Origin of the sequence: Micromonospora sp. NPDC005215 (genome assembly GCF_040607915.1) — a bacterium.
Classification (GTDB): Bacteria; Actinomycetota; Actinomycetes; order Mycobacteriales; family Micromonosporaceae; genus Micromonospora.
Genome location: NZ_JBEXHQ010000049.1, coordinates 1 through 24,147 on the forward strand (window position 1 = coordinate 1; position 24,147 = coordinate 24,147).

The 24,147-nt window shown below is 72.0% G+C and carries 14 protein-coding genes; 6 read left to right on the forward strand and 8 right to left on the reverse strand.

What is annotated here, in order from left to right:
* The 4 genes from ABZU25_RS27945 to ABZU25_RS27960 form a co-directional block, all read right to left on the reverse strand.
* The coding region (locus ABZU25_RS27945) for a type I polyketide synthase (protein WP_355032337.1) at positions 1-8,171 on the reverse strand (8,171 nt) is incomplete at its 3' end.
* Positions 8,172-8,217: 46 nt separating this feature from the next.
* Positions 8,218-9,249, reverse strand: a complete 1,032-nt coding sequence (locus ABZU25_RS27950; protein WP_355032338.1) for a 3-oxoacyl-ACP synthase III family protein — start codon at positions 9,247-9,249, stop codon at positions 8,218-8,220.
* A gap of 176 nt (positions 9,250-9,425) precedes the next feature.
* The gene (locus ABZU25_RS27955; RefSeq protein ID WP_355032339.1) at positions 9,426-11,630 is read right to left on the reverse strand and encodes an MMPL family transporter; all 2,205 of its coding nucleotides are present in this window, start codon (positions 11,628-11,630) and stop codon (positions 9,426-9,428) included.
* 46 nt (positions 11,631-11,676) lie between these two features.
* Positions 11,677-13,179: an MFS transporter gene (locus ABZU25_RS27960; protein ID WP_355032340.1), complete on the reverse strand. Its 1,503-nt coding sequence runs from the start codon at positions 13,177-13,179 to the stop codon at positions 11,677-11,679.
* A gap of 174 nt (positions 13,180-13,353) precedes the next feature.
* On the opposite strand from ABZU25_RS27960, the gene ABZU25_RS27965 reads away from it, so the two are divergent.
* Positions 13,354-13,959: a TetR-like C-terminal domain-containing protein gene (locus ABZU25_RS27965; protein WP_355032341.1), complete on the forward strand. Its 606-nt coding sequence runs from the start codon at positions 13,354-13,356 to the stop codon at positions 13,957-13,959.
* Positions 13,960-13,985: 26 nt separating this feature from the next.
* Here the strand turns inward: ABZU25_RS27965 and ABZU25_RS27970 are convergent, their stop codons facing one another.
* The 3 genes from ABZU25_RS27970 to ABZU25_RS27980 are packed head-to-tail and all read right to left on the reverse strand — an operon-like array spanning position 13,986 to position 17,387.
* Positions 13,986-15,560 carry an FAD-dependent monooxygenase gene (locus tag ABZU25_RS27970; RefSeq protein ID WP_355032342.1) on the reverse strand — a complete coding sequence of 525 codons (1,575 nt, stop codon included), beginning with the start codon at positions 15,558-15,560 and terminating at the stop codon, positions 13,986-13,988.
* Entirely contained in the window at positions 15,557-16,318 is a 762-nt protein-coding gene (locus ABZU25_RS27975) for an SDR family oxidoreductase (RefSeq protein WP_355032343.1), read from the reverse strand. Before ABZU25_RS27975 ends, ABZU25_RS27970 begins: the two co-directional genes overlap by 4 nt.
* A gap of 10 nt (positions 16,319-16,328) precedes the next feature.
* Positions 16,329-17,387 carry an aldo/keto reductase gene (locus ABZU25_RS27980; RefSeq protein ID WP_355032344.1) on the reverse strand — a complete coding sequence of 353 codons (1,059 nt, stop codon included), beginning with the start codon at positions 17,385-17,387 and terminating at the stop codon, positions 16,329-16,331.
* 148 nt (positions 17,388-17,535) lie between these two features.
* Between ABZU25_RS27980 and ABZU25_RS27985 the strand changes: the two genes are divergently transcribed.
* The 5 genes from ABZU25_RS27985 to ABZU25_RS28005 are packed head-to-tail and all read left to right on the forward strand — an operon-like array spanning position 17,536 to position 22,862.
* Positions 17,536-19,014, forward strand: a complete 1,479-nt coding sequence (locus tag ABZU25_RS27985; RefSeq protein ID WP_355032345.1) for an FAD-dependent monooxygenase — start codon at positions 17,536-17,538, stop codon at positions 19,012-19,014.
* Positions 19,014-20,531, forward strand: coding sequence for an FAD-dependent monooxygenase (locus tag ABZU25_RS27990; protein WP_355032346.1), 1,518 nt, complete (start codon positions 19,014-19,016; stop codon positions 20,529-20,531). The genes ABZU25_RS27985 and ABZU25_RS27990 overlap by 1 nt, the downstream gene beginning before the upstream one ends.
* A gap of 14 nt (positions 20,532-20,545) precedes the next feature.
* Complete coding sequence (locus tag ABZU25_RS27995; RefSeq protein WP_355032347.1) at positions 20,546-21,793, forward strand: cytochrome P450; 1,248 nt, start codon at positions 20,546-20,548, stop codon at positions 21,791-21,793.
* Positions 21,790-22,002, forward strand: coding sequence for a ferredoxin (locus ABZU25_RS28000; protein ID WP_355032348.1), 213 nt, complete (start codon positions 21,790-21,792; stop codon positions 22,000-22,002). Before ABZU25_RS27995 ends, ABZU25_RS28000 begins: the two co-directional genes overlap by 4 nt.
* Positions 21,999-22,862: an alpha/beta hydrolase gene (locus ABZU25_RS28005; RefSeq protein ID WP_355032349.1), complete on the forward strand. Its 864-nt coding sequence runs from the start codon at positions 21,999-22,001 to the stop codon at positions 22,860-22,862. The genes ABZU25_RS28000 and ABZU25_RS28005 overlap by 4 nt, the downstream gene beginning before the upstream one ends.
* Before the next feature lie 208 nt (positions 22,863-23,070).
* Here ABZU25_RS28005 and ABZU25_RS28010 read toward each other — a convergent pair whose 3' ends face one another.
* A complete protein-coding gene (locus ABZU25_RS28010) occupies positions 23,071-24,147 on the reverse strand; it encodes an alpha/beta hydrolase (RefSeq protein WP_355032350.1) in 1,077 nt (358 codons plus the stop codon).

Genomic DNA, 24,147 nt, shown 5'->3' on the forward strand with positions numbered 1-24,147 from the left:
TACAGACCGTCGACGTCCCAGTCCCGGTTGTCCGGGAACTCCGAGATCGCGTCGACCCCACCCGCCACCAACTCCCACAGCTTCTCCGGAGTGTCCACACCCCCCGGATAACGGCAGGCCATCCCGATGATCGCGATCGGCTCGTCGCTGGTGACCCGGGTGGTCGTCGTGGTCTCCGGCGCGGCCTGCGGGCCGAGCCGCGCGACCAGCTGCCCGACCAGGGCGGCCGGCGTCGGGTAGTCGAAGATCAGCGTCGCCGGCAACCGCAGGCCGGTCGCTGTCGCCAGCCGGTTACGCAACTCGACGGCGGTCAGCGAGTCGAACCCCAGCTCCTTGAACGCCCGCGTCGGGTCCACACCGTCCACCGAGGTGTGCCCTAGGATGACCGCGACCTGCGCGCTGACCAGGTCGAGCAGCGCCTCCGGCGAGGCCGGGATGGTGCTGCCGCTCGCGGCCACCGGTGCCTGCACACGCCGCCGGGGCACCCGTACGAGGCCGCCGAGCAGTGCCGGCAGCGTGCCGCCCGCGGCCCGTGCCCGCAGCGCCGCCCGGTCCAGGCGAGCCGCCACCACGAGTTCCGCCGGGCCGGCCAGCGCCGCGTCGAACAGGGCCAGACCAGCCTCACTCTCCATCGGCGCGACGCCGTTGCGGCTCATCCGCCCGATGTCGTCACCGGTCAGGTGCCCGGTCATCCCGCTGGCCGTGTCCCACAGGCCCCAGGCGATGCTGGTCGCCGGCAGTCCGGCTGCCCGCCGGTGCCGGGCCAGGCCGTCGAGATAGCCGTTGGCGGCCGTGTAGTTGCCCTGCCCCGCGCTCCCGAGCGTGGCCATCACGGAGGAGAAGAACACGAGGTGTACGTCGGTGAGCCGGTGCAGGTGCCACGCGGCGTCGGCCTTGGGCCGCCAGGCGGCGTCCAGGCTCTCGTCGGTGAGGTTGGCGATCGTCGCGTCACTCAGCGTGCCGGCCGTGTGCACCACAGCGGTCAGCGGCGGCGCGATGCCGGCGATCAGGTCGGCGAGCGCTTCCGGGTCGCTGGTGTCGCAGGCGACGACGGTGCCGATCTCGGCGAGTCGGTCGGCGCCGGGCGCGTCCGGCCCGCTGCGGCTGGCGAGCACGAGATGGCGGTAGCCGCGATCGAAGAGGTGCCGGGCGACGAGCGTACCGAGCGTGCCGGTGCCGCCCGTGATCAGAATCGTGCCGTCCGGATCGAAGGGTAGCGGCGCCGCCGGCACGGTGGCCGCCGGGACGAGCCGCGGCACGTAGCCACGGCCGTCGCGCAGCGCCAGCTGCGGCTCGCCCGAGGCGAGCGCGCCGGACACCGCCGCCCGGCTCCCCGCCGCGTCGTCGATGTCCAGCAGCACCACCCGGTCGGGCTCCTCGACCTGCGCGGTCCGCACCAGACCCCAGACGGCGGCGGCCGCCGGGTCCACGTCGTCCGCGGTGGCGACGGCGACACCCTTGCGGGTCACCACCAGCAACCGGGCGGCAGGGTCCGCTTCGGCGGCCAGCCAGTCACGCAGCCGACCCAGCACGTCGCGTACCCGGGCAACAGCCGATTCGGGCCCGCCGTCCGACGCGGCTGACGGCAGGTCGACGACCTCCGCGCCGAGCGCCGCGGCCAATTCCGGGTCACCGGCCACCGCCCAGCTGCCGGTCGCCGGGCTACCGGTGGGAACCGGTATCCAGGTCGTCTCGTACAGGGCGGTGTCCGGGGTCGCGGCGGTGGTCAGCGCCTGCGCGTCGACCGGGCGCAACGCCACCGCGTCGACGGCCGCGATCGGTTCACCCTCCGGGCCGGTGAGCAGCAGCTCGACCGAGTCCCGGCCGGCCGGCCGCACCCGCAGTCGCGCCGACGCCGCGGCTGTCGCGTACAGCCGCAGGCCGGTCCAGCTGAACGGCAGCCGGGGCCGGTCGGCGTCGCCGGCCGGGCCGAGGACGAGCGCCGCGTGCAGCGCCGCGTCGAGCAGCGCCGGGTGCAGACCGAACTCGGTCGCCTCGGCCTGCTGCTCGAGGGGCAGGGCCAGTTCGGCCCAGACGTCTGTTCCGTCCCGCCAGGCTGCCCGCAGGCCCTGGAACATCGGGCCGTACTCGTAGCCCTGCCCAGCCAGCTCCTGGTAGACCCCGGTGAGGTCGACCGGCTTGGCGGTCGCCGGCCGGGTGATCGCGGACGGTGCGCCGCCTACCGTGGCCAGCCGGCCGCTGGCGTGCAGCGTCCACTCGTCGCCGTCGTCCGGCCGCGAGTGGATCCGCAGCGGGCGGCTGCCGTCCTCGGCGGGCTCGCCGACCGCCAACTGCAGCATCACGGCCGCGGCCTCCGGCACTGCCAGCGGCGCGTGCAGGGTGAGTTCGTCCAGGCCGTCCAGACCGAACTGGGCGCCGGCGTGCAGGGCCAGTTCGGCGAAGCCGGTCCCGGGCAGGAGGACGGTGCCGAGCACCGCGTGGTCGGCCAGCCAGGGGTGGGTCCGCAGCGACAGCCGGCCGGTGAGCAGCAGGCCGTCGCCGTCGGGCAGCGCGACCAGCGCGCCGAGCATCGGATGGCCGGCCGCGGTCAGTCCGAGCGCGTCCGGCGAGGTGGCCGGGTGCGCCGGGCTCAGCCAGTAGCGCTGCCGCTGGAACTGGTACGTCGGCAGGTCCGGTCGAGGCCCGTCGGCGCGCAGACCCAGCGGCGCCCAGTCCACCCGTACCCCGGAGACGAAGACCTGCCCGAGCGAGCGCAGGAAGCGTTCCCGGCCGCCCTCGTCCCGGCGCAGCGACGGCACCGTCGTCGCGGCCACGGCCGGCTCGGTGTCGTCGATCGTCTCCTGCATGCCGACGGTCAGGACCGGGTGTGGGCTCGCCTCGACGAAGAGTTGGAAACCGTCGGCCAACAGGGTGCGGGTGGCCCGCTCGAACTCGACAGTCTCGCGCAGATTCCGGTACCAGTAGTCGGCGTCCAGCTCCGTGGTGTCCAGGTAGTCGCCGGTGACCGTGGAGCAGAACGGCACCTCGGCGGCCCGCGGTCGCACCGGCGCCAGCACGTCGAGCAGTTCCGCGCGGATCGCCTCCATCTGCGCCGAGTGGGACGCGTAGTCAACAGGCACCCGTCGCGCCCGGACGCCTTCGGCCTCGCACTCGGCCAGCAGCTCGTCCAGGGCGTCGTCGGCGCCGGACACCACTGTGGACGACGGCCCGTTCACAGTGGCGACGCTCAGTCGGCCCGCCCAGCGGCCCAGCCGATCGCGTACCTCCGCTGCGGGCAGCGTCACGGACGCCATTCCGGCGCCGCCGGTCAGTGCGGCGAGCGCCTGGCTGCGCAGGGCCACCACCCGGGCGGCGTCGGCGAGCGAGAGCGCCCCGGCCACGTACGCCGCGGCGATCTCACCCTGGGAGTGGCCGACGACCGCGCCGGGGCGCAGACCGCAGGCACGCCACAGCTCGGCCAGCGACACCATCACGGCGAACAGGGCCGGCTGCACCACGTCCACCCGATCCAGCGAGGGCGCGCCCGGCGCGCCCCGCAGCACGTCTTCCAGATCCCAGTCGGTGTGCTCGCGCAGCGCCTCAGCGCAGGCCCGCAACTGCCTGGCGAAGACGTCCACGGTGTCCAGCAGCTCGACAGCCATGCCGGCCCACTGGCTCCCCTGGCCGGGAAAGACGAAGACCACAGTGGGATCGGCGGCAGCCGCCGGGCCGGTGACCAGAAGCGGGTCGTCGCCCGCGCGGGCCAGTGCGGTCAGTCCGGCGGTCAGGCCGGCCCGGTCGTGGGTGACAAGCACGGCGCGGTGCTCGAAGAGCGCCCGCCCGGTCAGGGCCGTGGCCAGGTCGGCCGGGTTCACCTCCGGGTCGGCGGCGACGAGGTCGCGCAGCCGTCCCGCGTACTCGTGCAGGGCGGCCGGCGTGCGCCCACTCAGCGCCAGCGGTACCGGGCCGTCCGGCGCCGGCGCCGGCGCCGCGGTCTCGTTCGACACCGGCTGTTCGAGGATGACGTGCGCGTTCGTGCCACTGATCCCGAACGAGGACACGGCGGCGCGTCGCGGCCGGTCGGCCGGCCACGCCCGGGCCTCGGTCAGCAGCGCGACCGCACCGGCGGACCAGTCCACGTGCGGGGTGGGCTCGTCCACGTGCAGGGTCCGTGGCTGCACGCCGTGTCGCATCGCCAGCACCATCTTGATGACGCCGCCGACGCCGGCCGCCGCCTGCGCGTGACCGATGTTCGACTTGAGGGACCCCAGCATCAGCGGTTGGTCGGCCGGCCGGTCCCGACCGTAGGTGGCCAGCACCGCCCGCGCCTCGATCGGGTCGCCCAGCGTGGTGCCGGTGCCGTGCGCCTCGACCACATCCACCTCGGAAGGCTGGAGACGGGCGTTGGCCAGCGCCTGCCGGATGACCCGCTCCTGGGCCGGGCCGTTCGGCGCGGTGAGGCCGTTGCTGGCGCCGTCCTGGTTCACCGCGCTGCCGCGCAGCACGGCCAGCACCGGATAGCCGAGCCGTTCCGCCTCGGAGAGCCGGGCCAGCACCAGCATCCCGGCGCCCTCGGCCCAGCCGGTCCCGTCCGCGCCGGCGGCGAACGCCTTGCACCGGCCGTCGGGGGAGAGGCCCCGTTGCCGGCTGAACTCGACGAACATGCCGGGGCTGGCCAGCACTGCCGCGCCGCCGGCCAGGGCCAGGGCGCACTCGCCGTTACGCAGCGCGGTCGCGGCCAGGTGGATCGCGACAAGCGACGACGAGCACGCGGTGTCCACTGTGAGCGCCGGGCCGTGCAGCCCGAGGGTGTAGGCGATCCGCCCGGAGATGACGCTCGTCGTGGTCCCGGTGAGCAGGTACCCGTCCAGCCCGTCCGCCGGGTCGTGCAGCCGGGGGCCGTAGTCCTGGGCGGTGGCGCCGACGAACACGCCGGTCGCGGTGCCGCGCAGCGTGGTCGGGTCGACGCTGGCGCGTTCCAGCGCCTCCCACGAGGTTTCCAGCAGGAGTCGCTGCTGCGGGTCCATGGCGGTCGCCTCGCGCGGGCTGATGCCGAAGAACGCCGCGTCGAACTCGGCCGCCCCGGCCAGGAAGCCGCCCTGGCTCGTGTACGAGCGTCCGGTCGCGTCCGGATCCCGGTCGAAGAGATGCTCCAGATCCCAGTCGCGGTCGGCCGGGAACGCGCCGACCGCGTCGACCTCGTCGGCTACCAGGCCCCACAGCTTCTCCGGCGTGTCCGCGCCGCCCGGGTAGCGGCAGGCCATGCCGACGATCGCGATCGGCTCGTCCAGCGCCGCCGTGTACGCGGCCACGTCCGCGCCGCCATCCCCACCCGCCAGGAGCGTGCCCAGGTGAGCGGCGAGCGCGGCCGGGGTGGGGTGGTCGTAGGTGAGCGTGGACGCCAGCGGCCGGCCGATCTCCCGGCCGACAGCGCTGACCAGCTCGACCGCGGTCATCGAGTCGAAGCCGAGGCTCTTGAAGGTCTCGCCGGCCGGGACCGCGTCGGCCGAGCGGTGACCGAGGACGACGGCGACCGCGGACCGCACAGTGCCGAGCAGGTCCGCGACGGGCGCCGCCGGGGGTGCCGGCGGTGTGCCGACAGCGGGCTCGGCGCCGAGCCAGTGCCGTTCCCGCTGGAAGGCGTAGGTCGGCAGCGGAACCGGGACGGGCCGGTACGGCGCGAGCAGCGTGGCCCAGTCCACCGCCACGCCGTGCGTGAACAGTTGCCCGAGAGCCGTCACGAAAGCGGGCTCCGCCTGGCGGTCGCGACGCTGGGCCGGAACGAGCACCGCCTCCTCGGGCGCGAGGCAGTCGCGGACCAGCGGGATCAGCGTCGCGTCCGGTCCCACCTCGAGGTATCCGGTCGCGCCGGAGGCGGCGGCGGCGCGCACGCCGTCGGCGAAGCGGACGGCGGCGCGGATGTGCCGCACCCAGTACTCGGGGTCGCGCAGTTCCGGTCCGGCCGGCGCGCCGGTCAGGTTGGACACCACCGGCAGCTCGGGTTCGCGGTAGGTCAGCTGCTGTGCCACCTCCCGGAACCGGTCCAGGATCGGCTCCATGTGCGGCGAGTGGAAGGCGTGACTCACCCGCAGCCGGCGGGTCTTGCGGCCACGATCCCGCCAGGCCGCCTCGATCATCAGCACTGTCGCGGCGTCGCCGGAGACGACCACCGAGTCGGGACCGTTCACCGCGGCGATGTCGACAGGCCCGGCAAGGGTGGCGCGGACCTCGTCCTCGGTGGCTTGCAGGGCGACCATCGCGCCGCCCGACTGGGCCTCCTGCATGAGCCGGCCGCGCGCGGCCACCAGGGTGCAGGCGTCGGGCAGGTCGAGGACGCCGGCCACGTGCGCCGCCGCCAACTCGCCGATGGAGTGGCCGAGCAGCACGTCGGCGGTGACGCCGAGAGAGGCGAACAGCCGGTACAGGGCCACCTCGTAGGCGAACAGGGCCGGCTGGGTCCAGGCGGTCGAGTCGAGCAGGCCCCCTCTGGTGCTCTCCCGGGCGAACATCACCTCGCGCAGCGGGCGGTCCAGGTGGCGGTCCAACTCGGCGCAGATCTCGTCCAGGGCCGCCCGGAAGGCCGGCTGCGTCTCGTACAGTTCCCGGCCCATGCCGGGCCGCTGGCTGCCCTGGCCGCTGAACAGCACCGCCAGGCGCGGCTCCGGCGTCACCCGGCCGGTGACCACTCCGGCCGCGGGACCGCCGGCGGCGACCGCGTCCACCGCGGCGCGCAGCTCGTCCGGGTCGGCGCCGACCAGCACGGCGCGACTGTCGAACGCGGTCCTGGTGGTGGCCAGCGAGAAGGCGACGTCGACAGGTACGCCCGGGGACCGTTCGGCCAGTCGCGCCGCCTGGCCGCGCAGCGCCTCCGGGGTCTGTGCCGAGAGCACCCACGGCAGTGCCCCGGTCGCCGCCAGCCGCCGCGGTGCGGCGGCTGGGGCCGGCGCCTCGGTCAGCACCAGGTGGCAGTTGGCGCCGCCCATCCCGAACGAGCTGACGCCCGCGGTGAGTGGCCGGTCCGGGTGTGGCCACGCGCCGTGCTGCCGCTGTACGCGCAGGCGTAGCGCGTCCAGATCGATGTCCGGGTTCGGGGTCTCGTAGTTCAGGCTGGCGGGCAGCTCTCGGTGGCGGATCGCCAGCGCGGCCTTGAGCAGCCCGGCGATGCCGGCGGCACCCTCCAGGTGGCCGACGTTCGTCTTGGCCGAGCCGACAGCGAGCGGCTCGGCGGCCGGACGGGCCCGGCCGAGGACGGCACCGAGCGCTGTCGCCTCGATCGGGTCGCCGCGCCGGGTACCGGTGCCGTGCAGCTCGACGTACTGCACGCTGGCGGGGTCCACCCCGGCCCGCTGGTACGCCCGGCGCAGCATCGCGGCCTGCGCGTCGGCGCTCGGCACGGTCAGGCTGGGGGTGGCGCCGTCGTTGTTGAGCGCGCCGCCGGCGATGACACAGGTGATCGGGTCGCCGTCGCGGATCGCGAGGTCCAGCGGCTTGAGGACGACCATGCCGCCGCCCTCGCCGCGCACGTACCCGTTGGCGCGCGCGTCGAAGGTGAAGCACCGGCCGTCGGGGGAGAGGCCGCCGAACTTGGCGGTGGTGACGGTGGTCTCGGCGGCCAGGTTCAGGTTCACGCCGCCGGCCAGGGCCAGGTCGGCTTCGCCGCGGCGCAGCGCCTCGCAGGCGAGGTGGACGGCGGCCAGCGCCGATGACTGGGCGGTGTCCACCGTCAGGCTCGGGCCCCGCAGGCCGAGGACGTACGAGATGCGGTTGGCGATGACGCTGCGGTGCAGGCCGGTGATGGTGTGCGTGCCGATCGCCTCGATGCCCGCCCGGTAGGTCAGGGTGGCGTAGTCCTGTGCCATCGCGCCGATGAACACGCCGGTCTCGCCGCCGCGCAGCCGGTCCGGGACGATCCGGGCGTCCTCCAGCGCCTCCCAGGCCAGTTCGAGCATGAGCCGCTGCTGCGGGTCCATCTCCGCGGCTTCCCGAGGGGAGATGCCGAAGAAGCCGGCGTCGAATCCGTCCACCCGGTCGAGGAAGCCGCCGAACCCGGCGCCCGGGTTGCCCGCCGCCTCCGCGTGCCGTCCGGTGAATCCGGACGAGCCACGCCGGTCGGCCGGCAGTTCGGTGATGGCGCTCGTGCCGGTACGCAGCAGGTGCCAGAAGGCGTCGGGGTCCGGGGCCTGCGGTAGCCGGCACGACAGGCCGACGACGGCGATGGTGCGATCGGTCATGTCAGGTGTCCGTCCTTCGTCGCGGGATGGCCTTAAGCCGGGCGGGTCAGAGCTTCTCCAGGGCGTATCCGGCCTTGAGCCACTTGCTCGACTCGACGGCCAGGCCCACCGCGCGATCACCGCCGGCCATCCGGCGCAGCAGCCGCTCAAGCTGTAGGAACGGCAGCGCGTTGCCGTTGTTGCCGGTCTCGCTGATGCAGGACACCTCGAGCGCGCCGGGCAGGCCGAGCTGGTCGACGATCCGGCTGGTCATCCGCACCGAGAGCTGGGGTGGCAGGAGGTAGTCCACGTCGTCGTCCTGCCAGCCGAGATCGTCGAGTAGCTCGCGAAGGATCTCGCCGGCCATCCGCGGCACCGATTCCTCGATGGCCTTGTAGTCCTCTGTCGCCGCCGGACGGAGCGAGTCCCGGTCGGCCAGCCCGAACCAGTCCAGCACGTGGCCGGGCGCCCGCCCCCGCCCGGTCAGCCGGTTGAGCAGGCGGCGGATCACCACCCGGCCCGGCCCGGGTTCGCTGCTGAGCACGGCGGCGCCGGCCCCGTCGCCGAAGAGCACCACGTTGATCAGCTGGGCGGGTGGCAGGGCGGCCAGGTCAAGGCTCAGGTCGAAGTACTTCGCGCAGACGTCACCGCCGAGCACCAGCGCGGTGCGGTGCCGACCGGTGGTCAGCAGGGCCTGCGCCACGTCCAGTGCCTGCACCGCCCCGGCGCAACCGGTCTGCAGCTGGTAGGTGGGCAGGTCGTTGACGCCCAGCTGATCGGCGACCACGTTGACGGTGGCTGGCATCAGCTGGTCCGGCGTGGCCGTGCTCATCACGATGACGTCGATGTCGTCCGGGGTCAGGTCGGCCGACTTCAACGCCTGTTGGGCGGCCGCGGTGGCCAGCTCGGCCAGGTTCGAGTGGAGCTCACCGCTTGCCAGATCCACGCAGAGGTGCCGCTGGCGGGTGCCGACGAAGACGTCGACCCACTGCTCCCACAGGGTGTCCATGCCGAACCGGCGGGCCAGCGCAGCGTTGTCCACGGCCGGGCCGGGCAGAGCCGCGCCGGCGGACAACAGATAGGTCTCTGGAATACGCACGCTCGTCCCCCTCCTTGGGCGGCCAGCGAACCGGCCGTGCGCCGATGATCCGGAGTGGGGCTAAAGCAGCGCTTAGGAAGGGCTTGGCCGCCCGTGCCTGGACGGAAGAAGGCCCGGGCCGCACCGCGTCCCACGGGGAAGGGACGGGTGCGGCCCGGGCGGCCGGGGCGGGAGGATCAGACGGTCTCGTCGACGAGCGACATGGGGGCGGCCGGATCCGTCGACGGACGCCGACTGGGTGCCTCGACGGACAGGTGCGGCAACATCCGGTCCACCGGTCGGGGCAGCCACCAAGCACCCCGGCCCGCCAGGTGCAGCAGGGCGGGTACGAGCACGTTACGGAGCAGGAACGCGTCGAACAGCACGGCGATGGCCAGGCCGATGCCGAACTCGGCGACCAGCCGCTCGCCGATCAGGGCGAACGAGCAGAACACCAGCACCATGATGACGGCGGCGATGGTGATCACCCGGGTGGTGCCGCGCTGGCCGTTCAGGATCGCTCTGGTCGGGTCACCGGTGTTGGTCCACTCCTCGTGGATGCGGCTGATCAGGAACACCTGGTAATCCATCGACAGCCCGAACAGGATGGCCGTCATGAGCACCGGCAGGGTCGGGTCGATCGGCCCGGCGCCGCCGAATCCGGTCAGGTCGTCCAGCCAGCCCCACTGGAACAGCGCGGTGAGGACCCCGAAGGTGACGCCGACCGCCACCACGTTCATCACCGCCGACATCAGCGCCACGAAGACGCTGCGGAACGCGATAAGCAGCAGGATGGCCCCGAGCGCGATGACCACCGCCAGGAAGAGACCGAAGCTGTCGGTCAACACCTCGGCGAAGTCGTCGAACGTGGCCGTCACCCCGCCGACGTGGGCGCTTACCCCGCTGTTGGCGGTGACGGGCGGCAGGACGTCGTCGCGGAGCCGGTCGATGAGTCGGCTGGTGTCCTCGTCCTGCGGTCCGGTGGTCGGAATGACCTGGATGATGGCCGTCGACTTGTCGGCGCTGCTCACCGGCGGCGCCACCGAGGCAACCCCGGGCGTGCCGCGCAGCGCGTCCTGCAGGGCGGTGAGGGTCGCCGGGGCGACTTCACCCGCCGGGGTGCTGACCGCCACCACGAGCGGCCCGTTGATGCCGACTCCGAAGCCGGCTGACAGCGTGTCGTACGCCTTTCGGGTCGTCCACGACGCAGGGTCGTTGCCCGAGTCGGAGTGGCCCATCCGCATTGCGAAGAACGGTGCGGCAAGCAGCACCACCACGACGGCGACGACGCCGGTGAGCAGCGCCGGATGCCGCCGAGTGAACTCGTTCCACCGGGACGGCTTGCCCTCCACCACGTCAGCCGACTCCGGACCCTCGGCGGCCAGCCGGCGTCGCTCCCGACGGCTGAGGACCCGAAGCTTGAAGAAGCCGAGCAGGGCCGGCAGCAGGGTCACCGCGGCGAAGACGGTGAACAGCACTGTCACCGCGGCCGGCACCGCCATGCCGTCGATCAGCTCGACGCCGATCAGCAGCAGGCCGAGCAGGGCGATGCAGACCGCCAGCCCCGCGAAGAGGACCGCACGGCCGGCCGTGTTCAGCGCGCGGACGACCGAGTCCTCGACTGTCATGCCGGCCTTCAGGTTCTTGCGGTGCCGGGTGACCACGAACAGCGCGTAGTCGACGCCGACACCCAGCCCGACCAGCGCGGCCAGGGTGGTGGCGATGGTGGAGACACCCATCGCGTGGGACAGCAGACCGATGACCCCGGTGGCGGCGCCGAGGGCCAGCACCGCGACGATCAGCGGTACGAGTGTGGCGAGCAGCGAACTGAAGGCCAGGAAGAGCACCACGCCGGCGGCCAGGATGCCCACGATGGTGGGCAGCGACGGCGGTTGCTGCTGGCTCAGCGAGATGCCACGGCCGCCGAGATCGACGCTCAGGCCGTCGGTCTGCGCCTTCTGAGCGGTCTCCACCACGTCCTTGAACAGGGCGACGGGCAGGCCGTCGGCCGGCTCGTCGAACAGCACAGTCGCGTACGCCACGGTGCCGTCCGCGCTGATCTGGGCGGCGCCGGCAGGATCGTACGGGCTCACGACGCCGACGACGTGCTCGGAGGAGCGCACCTCGTCGAGCATCGGGAGGATCCGCGACTGGACCTGCGGGTCGGAGACCGAGCCGGAATCCACCTTCCACACGATCGTGTCCACGTCACCGGACTGTTCGGGGAAGGTCTTGCGCAGCAGGTCGTACGCGTCGGTGGAGTCGGTCCCGGAGGCGTTGAACGAGTCGGAGTAGGCGTTGCCGACGGCGCCACTGACCACGCTCACCCCGACCAGGCCCAGGATCCACAGCAGCAGCACGATCACCCGGTGCTGATAGCACCATCGGGCAAGTGATGTCATGTCCGTTTCCTACGCTTTCAATGTGATGTGTTGTGATGTGGGGTGGTCAGGGTAGGGCCGGCTCGACGGTGGGCAGAGCGGCCTCCGGTTCCGCGGCGGCACGCCGCCTGCGGATCACGGTCACTGTGATGATGAAGCCCGCGGCGGCCAGCACCGCTCCGGCGATGAACGCGGTGGCCATGCCGTCGGCCAGCACGATCCGTTGGACTAGGTCGGGGGCCAGGCCGGGGTGCGGCTCGCGGGCCGCGCTCTGCGACGCGGTGCCGAACACGGCGACCAGTACGGCGAGGCCGAGCGCGCCGCCGCCCCACTGCATCGACTCCAGGAAGCCGGACGCCGCCCCGGCGTCGGACTGCGGCACTCCACTGAGGATCGCCTGGTTCAGTGCGGTGAAGGCGAAGCCCGGGCCCATCCCGAGCAGCACCATCGGCCCGAGGATGCCGGCGGCGTAGGTGCTGTCGACGCTGAGCTGGGTGAGCCACGCCGAGCCGATGATGATCAGCGCGGTGCCGAACAGGATCAGCGGTTTGGCGCCGGTGCGGCGCAGCAGGCCGCTGGCCACCCCGCCGCCGATGAACAGCCCGGCGCACATCGGCAGGAAGGCCAGGCCGGCCCGCAGCGCGCCGTAGCCGAGCACGTTCTGCAGGAAGAGGGTGCTCAGGAAGGATGCGCCGACCAGTGGCGCGGACAGCAGGAGGATGTTGCTGTAGGACCCGGAGCGGTTGCGGTCGCGGAACAGCCGCAGCGGCAGCACCGGCTGCTCGGCCCGGCTCTCGATGAGGACGAAGGCGCTCAGCAGCACGACGCCGCCGACCAGTGCGACAACCGTGGTGCCCGCGGTCCAGCTGGTCGAGGCGGCGTGGATGAAGCCGTAGACCACCGCCGCGATGCCCAGCGTGGAGGTGAGCGCGCCGGCCAGGTCGAAGCGACCGGGGTGGCGGGCGGACTCGTTGACGAACCGCGGGGTGAGCACGACAAGCACCGCGCCGATCGGAACGTTGATGAACAGGACCGATCGCCAGCCCAGCCATGCGGTCAGCACGCCGCCGAGGATCATGCCGAGCACGACGCTGAGCCCGTACGCCGCGGTGACCGCGCCGAGTGCCCGGTCACGGGCCTTGCCCTCGGCGAAGTTGGTGGCGATCAGGGCCAGCGTGCCCGGGGCGGCGAACGCGGCGCCGAGGCCCTGGAGGATGCGGGCGCCCAGGAGCCACTCGTCGGTCTGTGCCACACCGCCGAGCAGGGAGGCCAGCGTGAAGACCACGATGCCGAGGATGAACAGCCGGCGTCGGCCGAGGATGTCGCCGGCCCGGCCGCCGAGCAGCAGCAGGCCGCCGAAGGTGAGGGTGTAGGCGTTCGCCACCCAGGCCAGGTTTGTCGGGCTGAAGTCGAGGTCCTGCTGGATGGTCGGTAGTGCGATGTTCATGGCGTTGCCGTCCAGCGCCACCATCAGTTGACAGGTGACGAGGACGAGCAGAGCGATGCCCGGGTGGGCCAGTGGCCGCGCCTCCGCAGCCGCGCCGCTCGATGTCTGGGCCGGAGCCGACATGCGTACCTCCTAATTGTGTGTGACACTGAACGGGCCGAAGCGTTGGCGCTTAGTGAACGGTGCGTTCACTATAGAGGTGAGTTTCCCCACGACGCAAGCGCCTGGGTCAGCTGTCGAGCACGGCGCGAGCTTCGGATGTGCTGCCGGCCCCGTGACAGACTGGGGAGTGTGCCGATGACTCCAATTTCCGCCACCGACAACGTCGCTCCCGCTCCCGTCAAGCGCCGCCGAGGCGACGTCCTGGTCCGAGCGATCCTGCGGGCGGTCATCGAGCAGCTGGAGACACTGGGCTACGCGAAGCTCAGCGTGGAGGGTGTCGCGGCCGCGGCCGGCACCGGCAAGGCGGCGCTGTACCGCCGCTGGTCGGGCAAGGAGGAGCTGGTGGCCGCGGCCCTGGCCGAGGTGCTGCCGTCGCCCGCCGAGGTGCCACGCACCGGCGACACGCGCGCCGACCTGATCGCGCTGCTGGCCTGCATGCGCGACTCCTTCAGCCAGCACGGCACCGCGTTCCAGGTGGTCAAGGCCGAAGCCGAGGCGGGCGAGGCGCTGCTCGCCGGTGTGGTGCAGCAGCGGGTGGTGCAGCCGTGCACCGAGGGCATCCGGGCACGACTGGCCGAGGCGGCAACCCGGGGTGAGCTTGGTGTCGCCGCCACCCAGCCGATGCTGGCGAACGTTGGCCCGGCCATGTTGATCTACCACACGTTGACCAGGGGCATCGATATCGCCGACGACTACCTGGACCACATCGTCGACGACCTGATCCTGCCCGCGGCCCGCTGACCGGGCCACGGGCAGGAGCCGCCGGTTCAGGCCGCCGGGCCGAACCATGACCGCAGGGCCGCAGCCAGGCCGGGTTCGACCACAGCCGGCGGCGTCCGCGGGTCCGCGGCCCAGGCCACGTAACCGTCGGGGCGCACCAGTAGCGCGTCCACGGCCAGGTCCGCGTCCTGGCCGACGACCCGGTCCACCCGATCCTTCCAACCGTTGGCCAGCTCCGTCACCGCGCCGTCCGCTGTGAAATCGAGCAGCACCGGACGGGCGCCACGCATCAGATCGGCAAGCCGGGTCGTGCCGCGCGCCGACGAGAAACGCACGTCCGGTGCCCAGCGGCCGGTCATCGCGTGCGGTTGCGTGGTGTCCGGCGCCGGGTAGTGCAGGTCCGTTCCCGCCATCACCGCCGTGATCGCGCCGAGTGTGTCCGGGTTGCCGATCAGCTCCCCGAACAGCTCCCGCAACGAGGTGACGTTGGCGCCCGGCGCCATCAGGGCGGCCTGGGCCTGGGTCTGCATCACGACCCGCTCAGCGGCCGGGCGGCGCTCCTGCTGGTAGGTGTCCAGCAGGCCGGGCGGCGCCCAGCCGTGCAGCGCGGCAGCCAGTTTCCAGGCCAGGTTCACGCCGTCCTGCAATCCCAGATTCAGCCCGGGGCCGTTGATCCCGGCATGCACGTGTGCGGCGTCCCCGACCAGGAAGACGCGGCCGGACCGGTACCGCTCGGCCACCCGGCTGTCACCGGCGAGTCGATACAACCGGTGCGGTCCAGGACCGGGTGGCTCGCTCATCGGCACCTCGGCCCCGAGGATGCGGCCCAGGCTCTCGGCGACCTCGGCCACCGTCGCCGGGACGGCCGGGTCGATGTGCGCCCGACCCCATTCCCAGGTCGCCACGATCTGCACACCAGGCTGGAACGAGCCGATCGCGTACGCGCCCCGGTCGTTGCGGTGATAGCCGAACGGGACCCGGCCCAGCTCCGGAGTCTCCAACCAACTGTTGCGCTGGAGGATGTCGTCCGAGCCCTGCTCGCCGCCCAGGACCTCGGCGGGCAGCACGACGTCCGCGCCCCGGGAGATGACATCCTGGTCGCCGTAGTCGGGGAACGGAATTCCGGCACTCTTGCGGATCGTGCTGTGCGCGCCGTCGCAGCCGACCAGGTAGCGGGCGACGATCTCCTGCTCGCCGTCCGGAGACCGGACCCGTACCCGAACCCCGTCGTCGTCCTGGTCGAAGCCGAGCACCTCGTGATCGCGGCGCAGATCCACGCCGAGCTCGGCGGCCCGCTCGCCGAGCCGCTCCTCGAGCACCGGCTGCGGGATACGCAGCAGGTACAACGGGTTGACCGGCAACTCGCGCAGGTCCAGCGGCACCCCGCCGAAGTTGAAGAACGGCGTGGTCACCGGGCCGTCCTGCCCTGCGCTGAGCCGGCCGTACAGGCCGCGCCGGTCGAGCAGTTCGAGCACCCGCCCGACCAATGCCTCGGCGCGGATGGCCCGGCTGCGCTCGGGCAGGCGCTCCAGGACCACCGGCCGCAGCCCGGCCAGCCGTAGCTCACAGGCCAGCATCAGCCCGTTCGGTCCGCCGCCGGCAACGACCACGTCGGCGGTCATCCCGTGCCTCCGGCGGCGGCGCGGGCCTCGGCCAGCAGGAACGGGCTGGCCGCGAGCTCGTAGCCACCGTCGACCGGCATCACCGTCCCGGTCGCGAAGCCGCTGCGCATCAGATACAGGTACGCCTCGGCGGCCTGGGCCGGCTTGCCCAGCTCGCGGGTGAGCAGTTGCCGACGCAGCGCCTTGTACATCACCTCCTGGTTGGGCAGATCGACGCCGCCGGTGGGCACCGGACCCAGCCGCACGGTGTTGACCCGGATCGGGCCGAGTTCGACGGCGAGCGCCCGGCTCAATGACTCGACCGCGGCGGTGACCCCGGACTGCGCCGACGTGCCCGGCGCCGGGCGCACCGAGATGATCCCGGAGGTGAAGGTGATCGACCCGGCCGGCCGGATGACGCCGACCGCGTGCTTCGCCGCCGTGAAGGCACCCCAGTACATGGTGCCGAAGAAGGCCTTCGCCGCGTCGAGGGGAATGTCGGTGATGGGGCGGATCCGGATGTGGTCGCCGGCGGTGTAGGCGAGGTGGTCGAACGCGCCGACCCGGGCGAAGAACTCGCGCACGTCGTACTCGTCCGAAACGTCCACCTGCTCGCCCCGGACGCCTGCGGGCAGGCTCTCCAGCGCCGCGTCGATGCGGGTCTTGGTGCGCGAGGCGACGACCACGGACGCGCCGTCCTCGGCCGCGGTGCGGGCCACCGCCAGCCCGATGCCGGAGGTGCCCCCGATGACGACCACCCGTTGGCCGGTCAGATTCATGCTTATCTCCTCACTTGCGCCCGGCGACGGCCGCCGGGATGGCGGGACGGCCCTCGCCGAGCACCTGGCTCGCGATCGGCGCGAGGAGCGCGAGTTCCTCCTCGCTCAGAGTCAGCTCGGTGGCAGCCGCGTTCTCGGCCAGCCGCTGCGGGCTGCGGGTGCCCGGAATCGGGGCCACGGGGACACCGTGGCGTTCGCCCTGCGCCAGCAGCCAGGCGAGGGCCACCTGGGCGGGGGTCACGCCGTGCCCCGCCGCGATGTCCTGGATCGGCTTGAGCAGGCCGGCGTTGTGCGGCGCGTTCTCGGCCGCGAAGCGGGGAATGGACTGTCGGAAGTCGTTCGGCGCGAGCCCTTCGGTCGAGGTCTGCGCCCCGGTCAGGAAGCCACGACCGAGCGGCGAGTACGGCACCAGGCCGATGCCCAGCTCGGCGCAGACCGGCACCAGTGAGGCCTCGGAGTCCCGGGTGAACAGCGACCACTCGTTCTGCACCGCGGCGAGCGGGTGCACGGCATGCCCGGCACGCACCTGCGCGGCGGTCACGTTGGACAGCCCGATGTGGCCGACCTTGCCCGCCGTCACCAGATCGGCCATCGCGCCGACGGTCTCCTCGATCGGCGTGCCCGGCGCCGGGAAGTGCAGGTAGTACAGGTCGATGTGGTCGATGCCGAGCCGAGACAGGCTCGCGTCGCAAGCCTCGCGGACGTAGGCGGCGTCGCCGCGCATGCCGACCGGGCGCCCGGTCGCCTTGTCCCGTACGGCGCCGAACTTGGTGGCCACGGTGATCGCCGACCGGTCGGTGCCGGCCAGGAACTCACCGAGCAGTTCCTCGTTGTCGCCGATGCCGTACGCGTCGGACGTGTCGAGGAAGGTGACGCCCAACTCCACGGCCCGACCCAGGGTCGCCAGCGACTCGGCGCGGTCGGCGTCGCCGTAGAACTCGCTCATTCCCATACAGCCGAGCCCGAGAGCGGAGACCGTCAGCCCGGTTTTGCCCAACGTGGTGGTGTGCATGTTCGCGTGCCCTTCGACGTGACGTGTCTTTTCGGTCGGCCGCCAGCATCCCGGCATCGGCTAGTGGAGTTCTTAAGCCGTTGTTAGGTGGCCGCCGGTCGATTTGGTCTCGCCTTAGGAACGGCAAAGGTCGGTCGTCGAGCATGTGCGGACCATGGCCGCGGGCCCGACGCTTCCGGCCACCGCACCCTCGAGGAGTGGCCGCATGCCTGATCCCGTGATCGTTGCCGGAGCCGGACCGACCGGCCTGATGCTCGCCACCGAGCTGGGGTTGGCCGGTGTGCCGGTGGTGCTGCTGGAACGCCGCGCCACGGTGCCGACCTGGTCGCAGACCTTCGGCTTCCACCTCAGCTCGCAACAGATGTTCCGGCAGCGAGGCCTCGACAAGTTCGACGGCGCTGGCCGGTTTCCCAGCTTCGACTGGGGCTTTCCCGGCCTGACCAACGCGGAGCCGGAGAAGTTCCCGATCGTCTTCCCGCAGCGGCGGGTGGAGAAACTGCTCGCCGACCGGGTCGCCGAACTCGGCGTGCTGACCCGGCGGGGACACGAGGTGGTCGGTGTCGAGGCCGACGCCGAGGGTGTGACCGTGACCGTGAACGGTCCCGACGGTGAATACTCCGTGCGCGGGAGCTACCTGGTGGGCTGCGACGGCGGCCGGAGTGTGGTGCGCAAGGCGGTCGGCATCGGCTTCCCCGGCACCGAGGCCACGTTGAGCGGCCGCACCGGCGATGTCGAGATCCTCAACGAGGAGTACCGCAACGGCATCGGATCACCGTTCTTCCCGACCGGTCTGGCCGCGACCGTGCAGAACCCGGACGACCCGAGCCTGTCCCGGGCCACGGTGGTGGAGTTCACCGCCGAGCGCCCGCCGGACGAGGTGCCGATCACCGTCGAGGAGTTCGTCGCCGCGTTCGAGCGGGTCTCCGGCATCACCCTCAAGGTCGCCAATTCGCCGTGGTTGACCCGGTTCGGTGACGCGACCCGGCTGGCCGAGCGGTACCGCGAGGGCCGCGTGTTCCTGGCCGGCGACTCGGCGCACATCCACTTCGCCTCGGCCGGCCAGGGCCTCAACACCGGCATCCAGGATGCCGTGAACCTGGGCTGGAAGCTGGCCTCGGTGCTGCGCGGATGGGCGGGCGACGAACTGCTCGACACCTACCAGCAGGAGCGGCTGCCGATCGGCCGGGAGGTGACCGTCTACCCGCAGGTCCAGATGTCACTGCTGCATCCGGCGGACAAGGCTGGACCGCTGCGGGAGTTCATCGCCGCGCTGACCCAGTTCGAGGAGGTGCGGCGCTACCTCATCGACCGGGCCACCGGCACCGGCATCCGCTATCCCATGGTCTACGACGGCGACCCCGCGCCTGAGCATCCCCTGCTGGGCCTGCGCGTGCCCGACCTGCCGCTGGTCACTGAGGATGGCCCGACCAGCCTGGCGGTGCTGCTGCAGTCCGGGCACGGGCTGCTGGTCCTGACCGGGGACGGCACCGCGGCCGAGGTCGCCGCTCCCTGGCGGGACCGCCTGACGCTCGTTCGGGCGACGAGCATCGAGGGCTTCGAGGACGGGGCGCTGCTGGTGCGTCCGGACGGCTACGTCGCGTACGCCGGAAGCGGCGCCGACGACGTGCTGCCGGCCGCGCTCCTGACCTGGTTCGGCCAGCCCGCGGCGGGGAGGGCCGTCTGATGAGCGACGTCCTGCCCGTGGTGGTGGCCGGTGCCGGGCCCACCGGTCTGATGCTCGCCGCCGAACTCGCGCTTGTCGACGTGCCGGTGATCGTACTGGACCGGCTGCCCGAGCCGATGAGCGCGGCCCGCGCGTTCGCCATCCACATGAGTTCGGTGCACATGTTCCACCAGCGCGGCCTCGACCAGTTCGAGGGTGCCCGTACCTTCATGAACTACAACTTCGGCTTTCCCGGCGTGACCGCGCTGGATGCGGCCGATCTGCCGCTGGTGGTGTCGCAGCGCCGGGTGGAGCAGGTGCTCGAGGACCGGGTCGCCGCCCTCGGCGTCCGCATCCGCTACGGCCACGAGTTGGTCGGGCTTGAGCAGGACGATCTCGGTGTCACCGTGCGGGTGCGTGGCGGCGGCGAAGAGTACGACCTGCGGGCCTCGTACCTGGTTGGCTGCGACGGCGGCCGGTCGACGGTGCGGAAGCTGGCCGATTTCGCGTTTCCCGGAACCGACTCCACGGTCTGTGGCCGCACCGGTGACGTCGAGATCCTCGACGAGCGCTACCAGGGCGGGATCGGTCAGCCGATCTATCCGACGGGCCTGGCTGCGGTCATTCCGCACCCGGACGAGCCGGGTATGTGGCGGGCCACCGCCATCGAGTTCGACTCGGACCGGGCCGGTGACGAGGTCCCGGTGACGCTGGAGGAGTTCCAGGCCGCCTTCCACCGCATCACCGGCATCGACCTGAAGATCGGCCGGTACGGATGGTTCACCCGGTTCGGCAACGCCACTCGCCTGGCCGAGCGCTATCGGGACGGTCGGGTTCTGCTGGCCGGCGACGCCGCGCACATTCACTTCCCGTCGGCCGGGCAGGGACTGAACACCGGCATCCAGGACGCCATGAACCTCGGCTGGAAGCTGGCCGCGGCAGTGCGCGGATGGGGCGGCGACGAGCTGCTCGACTCCTACCACCACGAACGCTGGCCGATCGGGCGGGAGGCCTGCGTCTACCCGCAGGTGCAGACCGCGCTCATCCACCCACCGCAGACCGCCCGCCCGTTGCGTGAGTTCATCGGTGCGCTGATGAAGTTCGACGAGGTGAGCCGCTACATCATCGAGCGGGCCACCGGCCTGGGCATCCGCTACCCGATGGCGTACGGCGGCGATCCGGCCCCCGAGCACCCGCTGCTCGGCTACCGGATCCCGGACATCCCGCTGCGTACCGCGGCCGGCGAGACCAGCGTGGCCGTGCTGCTGCGGGACGGTCGCGGGCTGCTGATCGACGCGCGCGGGGGCACCGCGTCACCTGGTTTCGAGGACTGGGCCGACCGGTTGCGGGTGGTCGCCGCGGAGCCCGCCGACGGGCTCGGCGGAGCCCGCGTGCTGGTTCGCCCGGACGGTCACGTCGCGTACGTGGACGTCGACGGCACCGGGGACGAACGGCTGCGCACGGCCGTCACCCACTGGTTCGGCACGGTGGACCCGTCGTCCGCCGCCCCCTCGCCCGCCATGTCAGTAGCCAAGTGATTGAGGAGCGCGACATGACCGAAGCACCAACCGTTCCCGGGCCTGTCCTACAGGCGCCCGCGACACTGGAAGAGCGCATCCGCCGCTGGAGCGTGTACCAGCCGTGGTTGCAGGAGGACCCGGTCACGTACTTCCGGGAGATCCAGGAGCACGCGCCGATCGTGTGGTCCGAGGAGTTGGGCGGCTACTGGATCGTCACGCGCTTCGCCGACATGGAGTGGGTGGCCCGCACCCCGGAGATCTTCTCCTCGAGCGTGCTGTCCATTCCGGCGCACCAGATGTCCGAGCACAAGCAGATCCCGATCCAGTTGGACGGCGACGACCACCGGATGTGGCGGCAGGCGCTCACCGATCTCTTCAACCCGGGCGTGGTCAACCACTTCGACGCCCAACTGCGGGAGGTAATCCGCGAGACGGTGGCGTCGGTGGCGGACAACGGGCGCTGCGAATTCATCGGCGAGGTCGCGTCGAGGCTGCCTGCGGAGGCCTTCCTGATCTTCTTCGGCATCGGCCGCGAGTACCTCAAGCAGATCCGCGAGTACAAGGACTGGCTGCTCCGGGCCATCCGACAGGCCGGCAACGACGACGAGATCAAGGCGGCCAACCGCCCGCTGCTGCAGTTCTTCAGCGACGCCATCGACCGGCGCCGCGTTGAGGGCTACGAGGGGCGCCGGGACGTGCTGAGCCGGCTGCTGCAGACGACCTTCGACGGCCGGCCGCTCACCCAGGCCGAGATGGTCAACGTCGCGTTCACCAACATGCTGGCTGCCTTCGACACCACCACCGCGATGATCAGTGTGGTCTTCACCTACCTCGCCGAGCATCCAGAGGTGCAGGACCTGGTGGTCCAGCACCCCGAGAAGATCCCGGCGGTGGTCGAGGAACTCGTTCGGCACGACCCGATCTCGGCGACCGCGCGGATCGTCACCGAGGACGTCGAGCGGCACGGGGTGCTGATGCGCGCTGGTGACCTGGTGCTGGTGCCCTGGGGGATGTCCGGCATGGACCCACGAGCCTTCAACGACCCGGAGCGGGTCGACTTCGAGCGCACGTCGACGCGCCAACTGGTCTTCGCCATCGGACCGCACCGGTGCATCGGCATGCACGTGGCCCGCCGGGTGCTCAAGCTGGGCGTCGAGGAGTGGCACGCCCGGGTGCCACGTTACCGGGTGACCGACGGCACCAGTCCGCTGCGTCGCTACACCACCGTGCGCGGTGTCTCCAGCCTGGATCTGAGCTGGGACCCGAAGGAGGAGTCATGAGAGTGCGGGTGGACACCGACCTCTGTCAGGGTCACGGCATGTGCGCGGCCCTGGCCCCCGAGGTCTACCGGGTCAACGAGGAGTCCGGGTTCAACCAGATGGGTGAGTTCGAGGCGCCCGACGACGCGCTCGTCGCCGTCGAGCGGGGCGTCGCGGCCTGCCCCGAGCAGGCCATCGACCTCCTCGTCGAGCGGGAGGCGAGACAGTGAGCGACGCCGAATTCGACGCCTTCCGCCGGACGGTCCGTACCGGTTCCGGCGAGATCAGCTATCTGGACGCCGGCTCCGGCCGGCCAGCCCTCTTCGTGCACGGACTGGGCACCAACGCGCACATCTGGCGCAACGTGATCGATCAGCTGCGCGGGGAGCGCCGCTGCATCGCGCTCGATTTGCCGTTGCACGGCCGCAGCCCGGCACTCGCCGGAAAGATGACGCTGCCGGCGCTGGCGGAGGCGGTGGAGGACTTCTGCTCCGCGCTCGACCTGACAGAGATCGACCTGGTCACCAACGACACCGGCGGCGCGGTCGGCCAGATCTTCGTCGCCCGGCACGGGCACCGCCTGCGCACGCTGACCCTGACCAACTGCGAGGCGCACGACAACCTCCCGAACGAGGCCTTCGCCGGCACCGTGGCTCTCGCCCGGGAGGGCAAGCTCGCCCCGCTCGCCGGCCGCATGCTCACCGACTTGGCGATGTCCCGGTCCAGCGGCCGGGGGATCGGCGCGAATTTCGAGCATCCGGATCGGCTCAGCGACGAGACACTGCGCGACTTCCTGGCACCGGTGGCCGGGTCGGCCGAATCGATCCGTCGCTTCGAGGAGCTGCTCGCCTCGCTCGACCCGGCCGACCTGCTCGCCGCCGAGACCGAGCTGCGCAAGCTGAAAACCCCCACGCTGATCGTGTGGGGCACCGCGGACCTGCACTTCGAGCTGAAGTGGGCGTACTGGCTGCGGGACGCCATCCCCGGCGCGACGGACGTGGTGGAGATTGACGGCGGGAAGCTCTTCTTCCCCTACGAGCGTGCCGGCGAGCTGGTGGCGGCCCTGCGCCGGCACTGGAACGGTAACTGACCGACAACGCGACACACCGATCGCCGGGCGCCCTTGGGCACCCGGCGATCGGTGTGTCCACCTCCTCAGGAGCAACGCGTCCATCCGACTCCCGCGTCCGAACAGTTGCATCGGCGGGGCCGTGCTGCCAGGTCCGGGCGCACGTCCCGAGCCGGCCTACGGCCGACACGGTCCAGCGGGGTACGGAAGCAGGGCAGGCGCGTGGGAATTACCGGGGACGGGTCAGCCGGCCGCGAACCCGGGCCGCCCGGAAGGCCAGGTTGATCACCGCGCGCTGCGGTGAGCGCGCCGCGCGCATCCGCAGGACCGACGAGACCGTCCACAGTTGCGTCTCGGCCACGTGGTCGGGTGCGCCGTGCACGTCGTCGTTGGTCAGCACCGAGAGCTGGCGTACGTGCCGGCGCAGGATGTCCCGGTCGGCCGGCGGGATGATCTCGTCCCTGGTGCTGACCGCGGCGGCGACCGGGATGTCCAGGGCGTCGAGCTGGTCGGCGGTCAGAGCCCACGGGCGTAGCCGGTCGGCGAGGCCTTCGACCGGGCTGCCGGTGAGGTGCGCCAGGGTGTCGACAGTGACCCGGGGTAGCGCACCGAACCACTCCCGGTCGGTGAAGAACGCGTTGATCGGCGCTCCCGCCGCCACCACGCCTCGAATCCGATGATCGTCCACGGCGGCGCGTAGCGCCAGGTGCCCGGCGAAGCTCGGCGTGACGGCGTAGGTCCGGCTCACGTCGGCGCCGTCGGCGACGGCGTCCAACAGAGCGGGGATCATCCGCCAGCTCTTCTCGTCGTACGGCGCGGTGTTCTCGCCGACCCCAGGCAGTTCGGCGACCAGCCCGGCCATGCCAAGCCGAGCTGTCTGGCGCAACACCGGTCCCCACTGCTCCTTCACCGTCACGATGCCCGCCATCACCAGTAGCAGCGGCTTCCGGTCGGTGCGCGACAACCCGGCGGTCCAGCAGCGCACGGTGCCACCGTCGTGGGCGACGGCCAGCGGCGCGATCGACGGATGATCCCGGCGCCACCGGTCGAAGGTGTCCACGCAGCGGCGCAGCGCCTCGGCTCGGGCCGGACCGTCGACGAACGGGAAGCGGGCCAGGTTGTAGGCCCGGCAGGCTGACAGCAGGCTCCCGGAGCGCTCGAACCGCTCGCCGGCCCTGATCCAGCCGTCCACCCAGGAGCCCGACCGGTCGCCGTCGTCGTGTTCGATGGCGCTCAGCACGCTGGCGTAGCCGGGGATACGCTGCGCCCGGGCGTGCACGACAACGAACTGCTTCAGCTCGCCCAT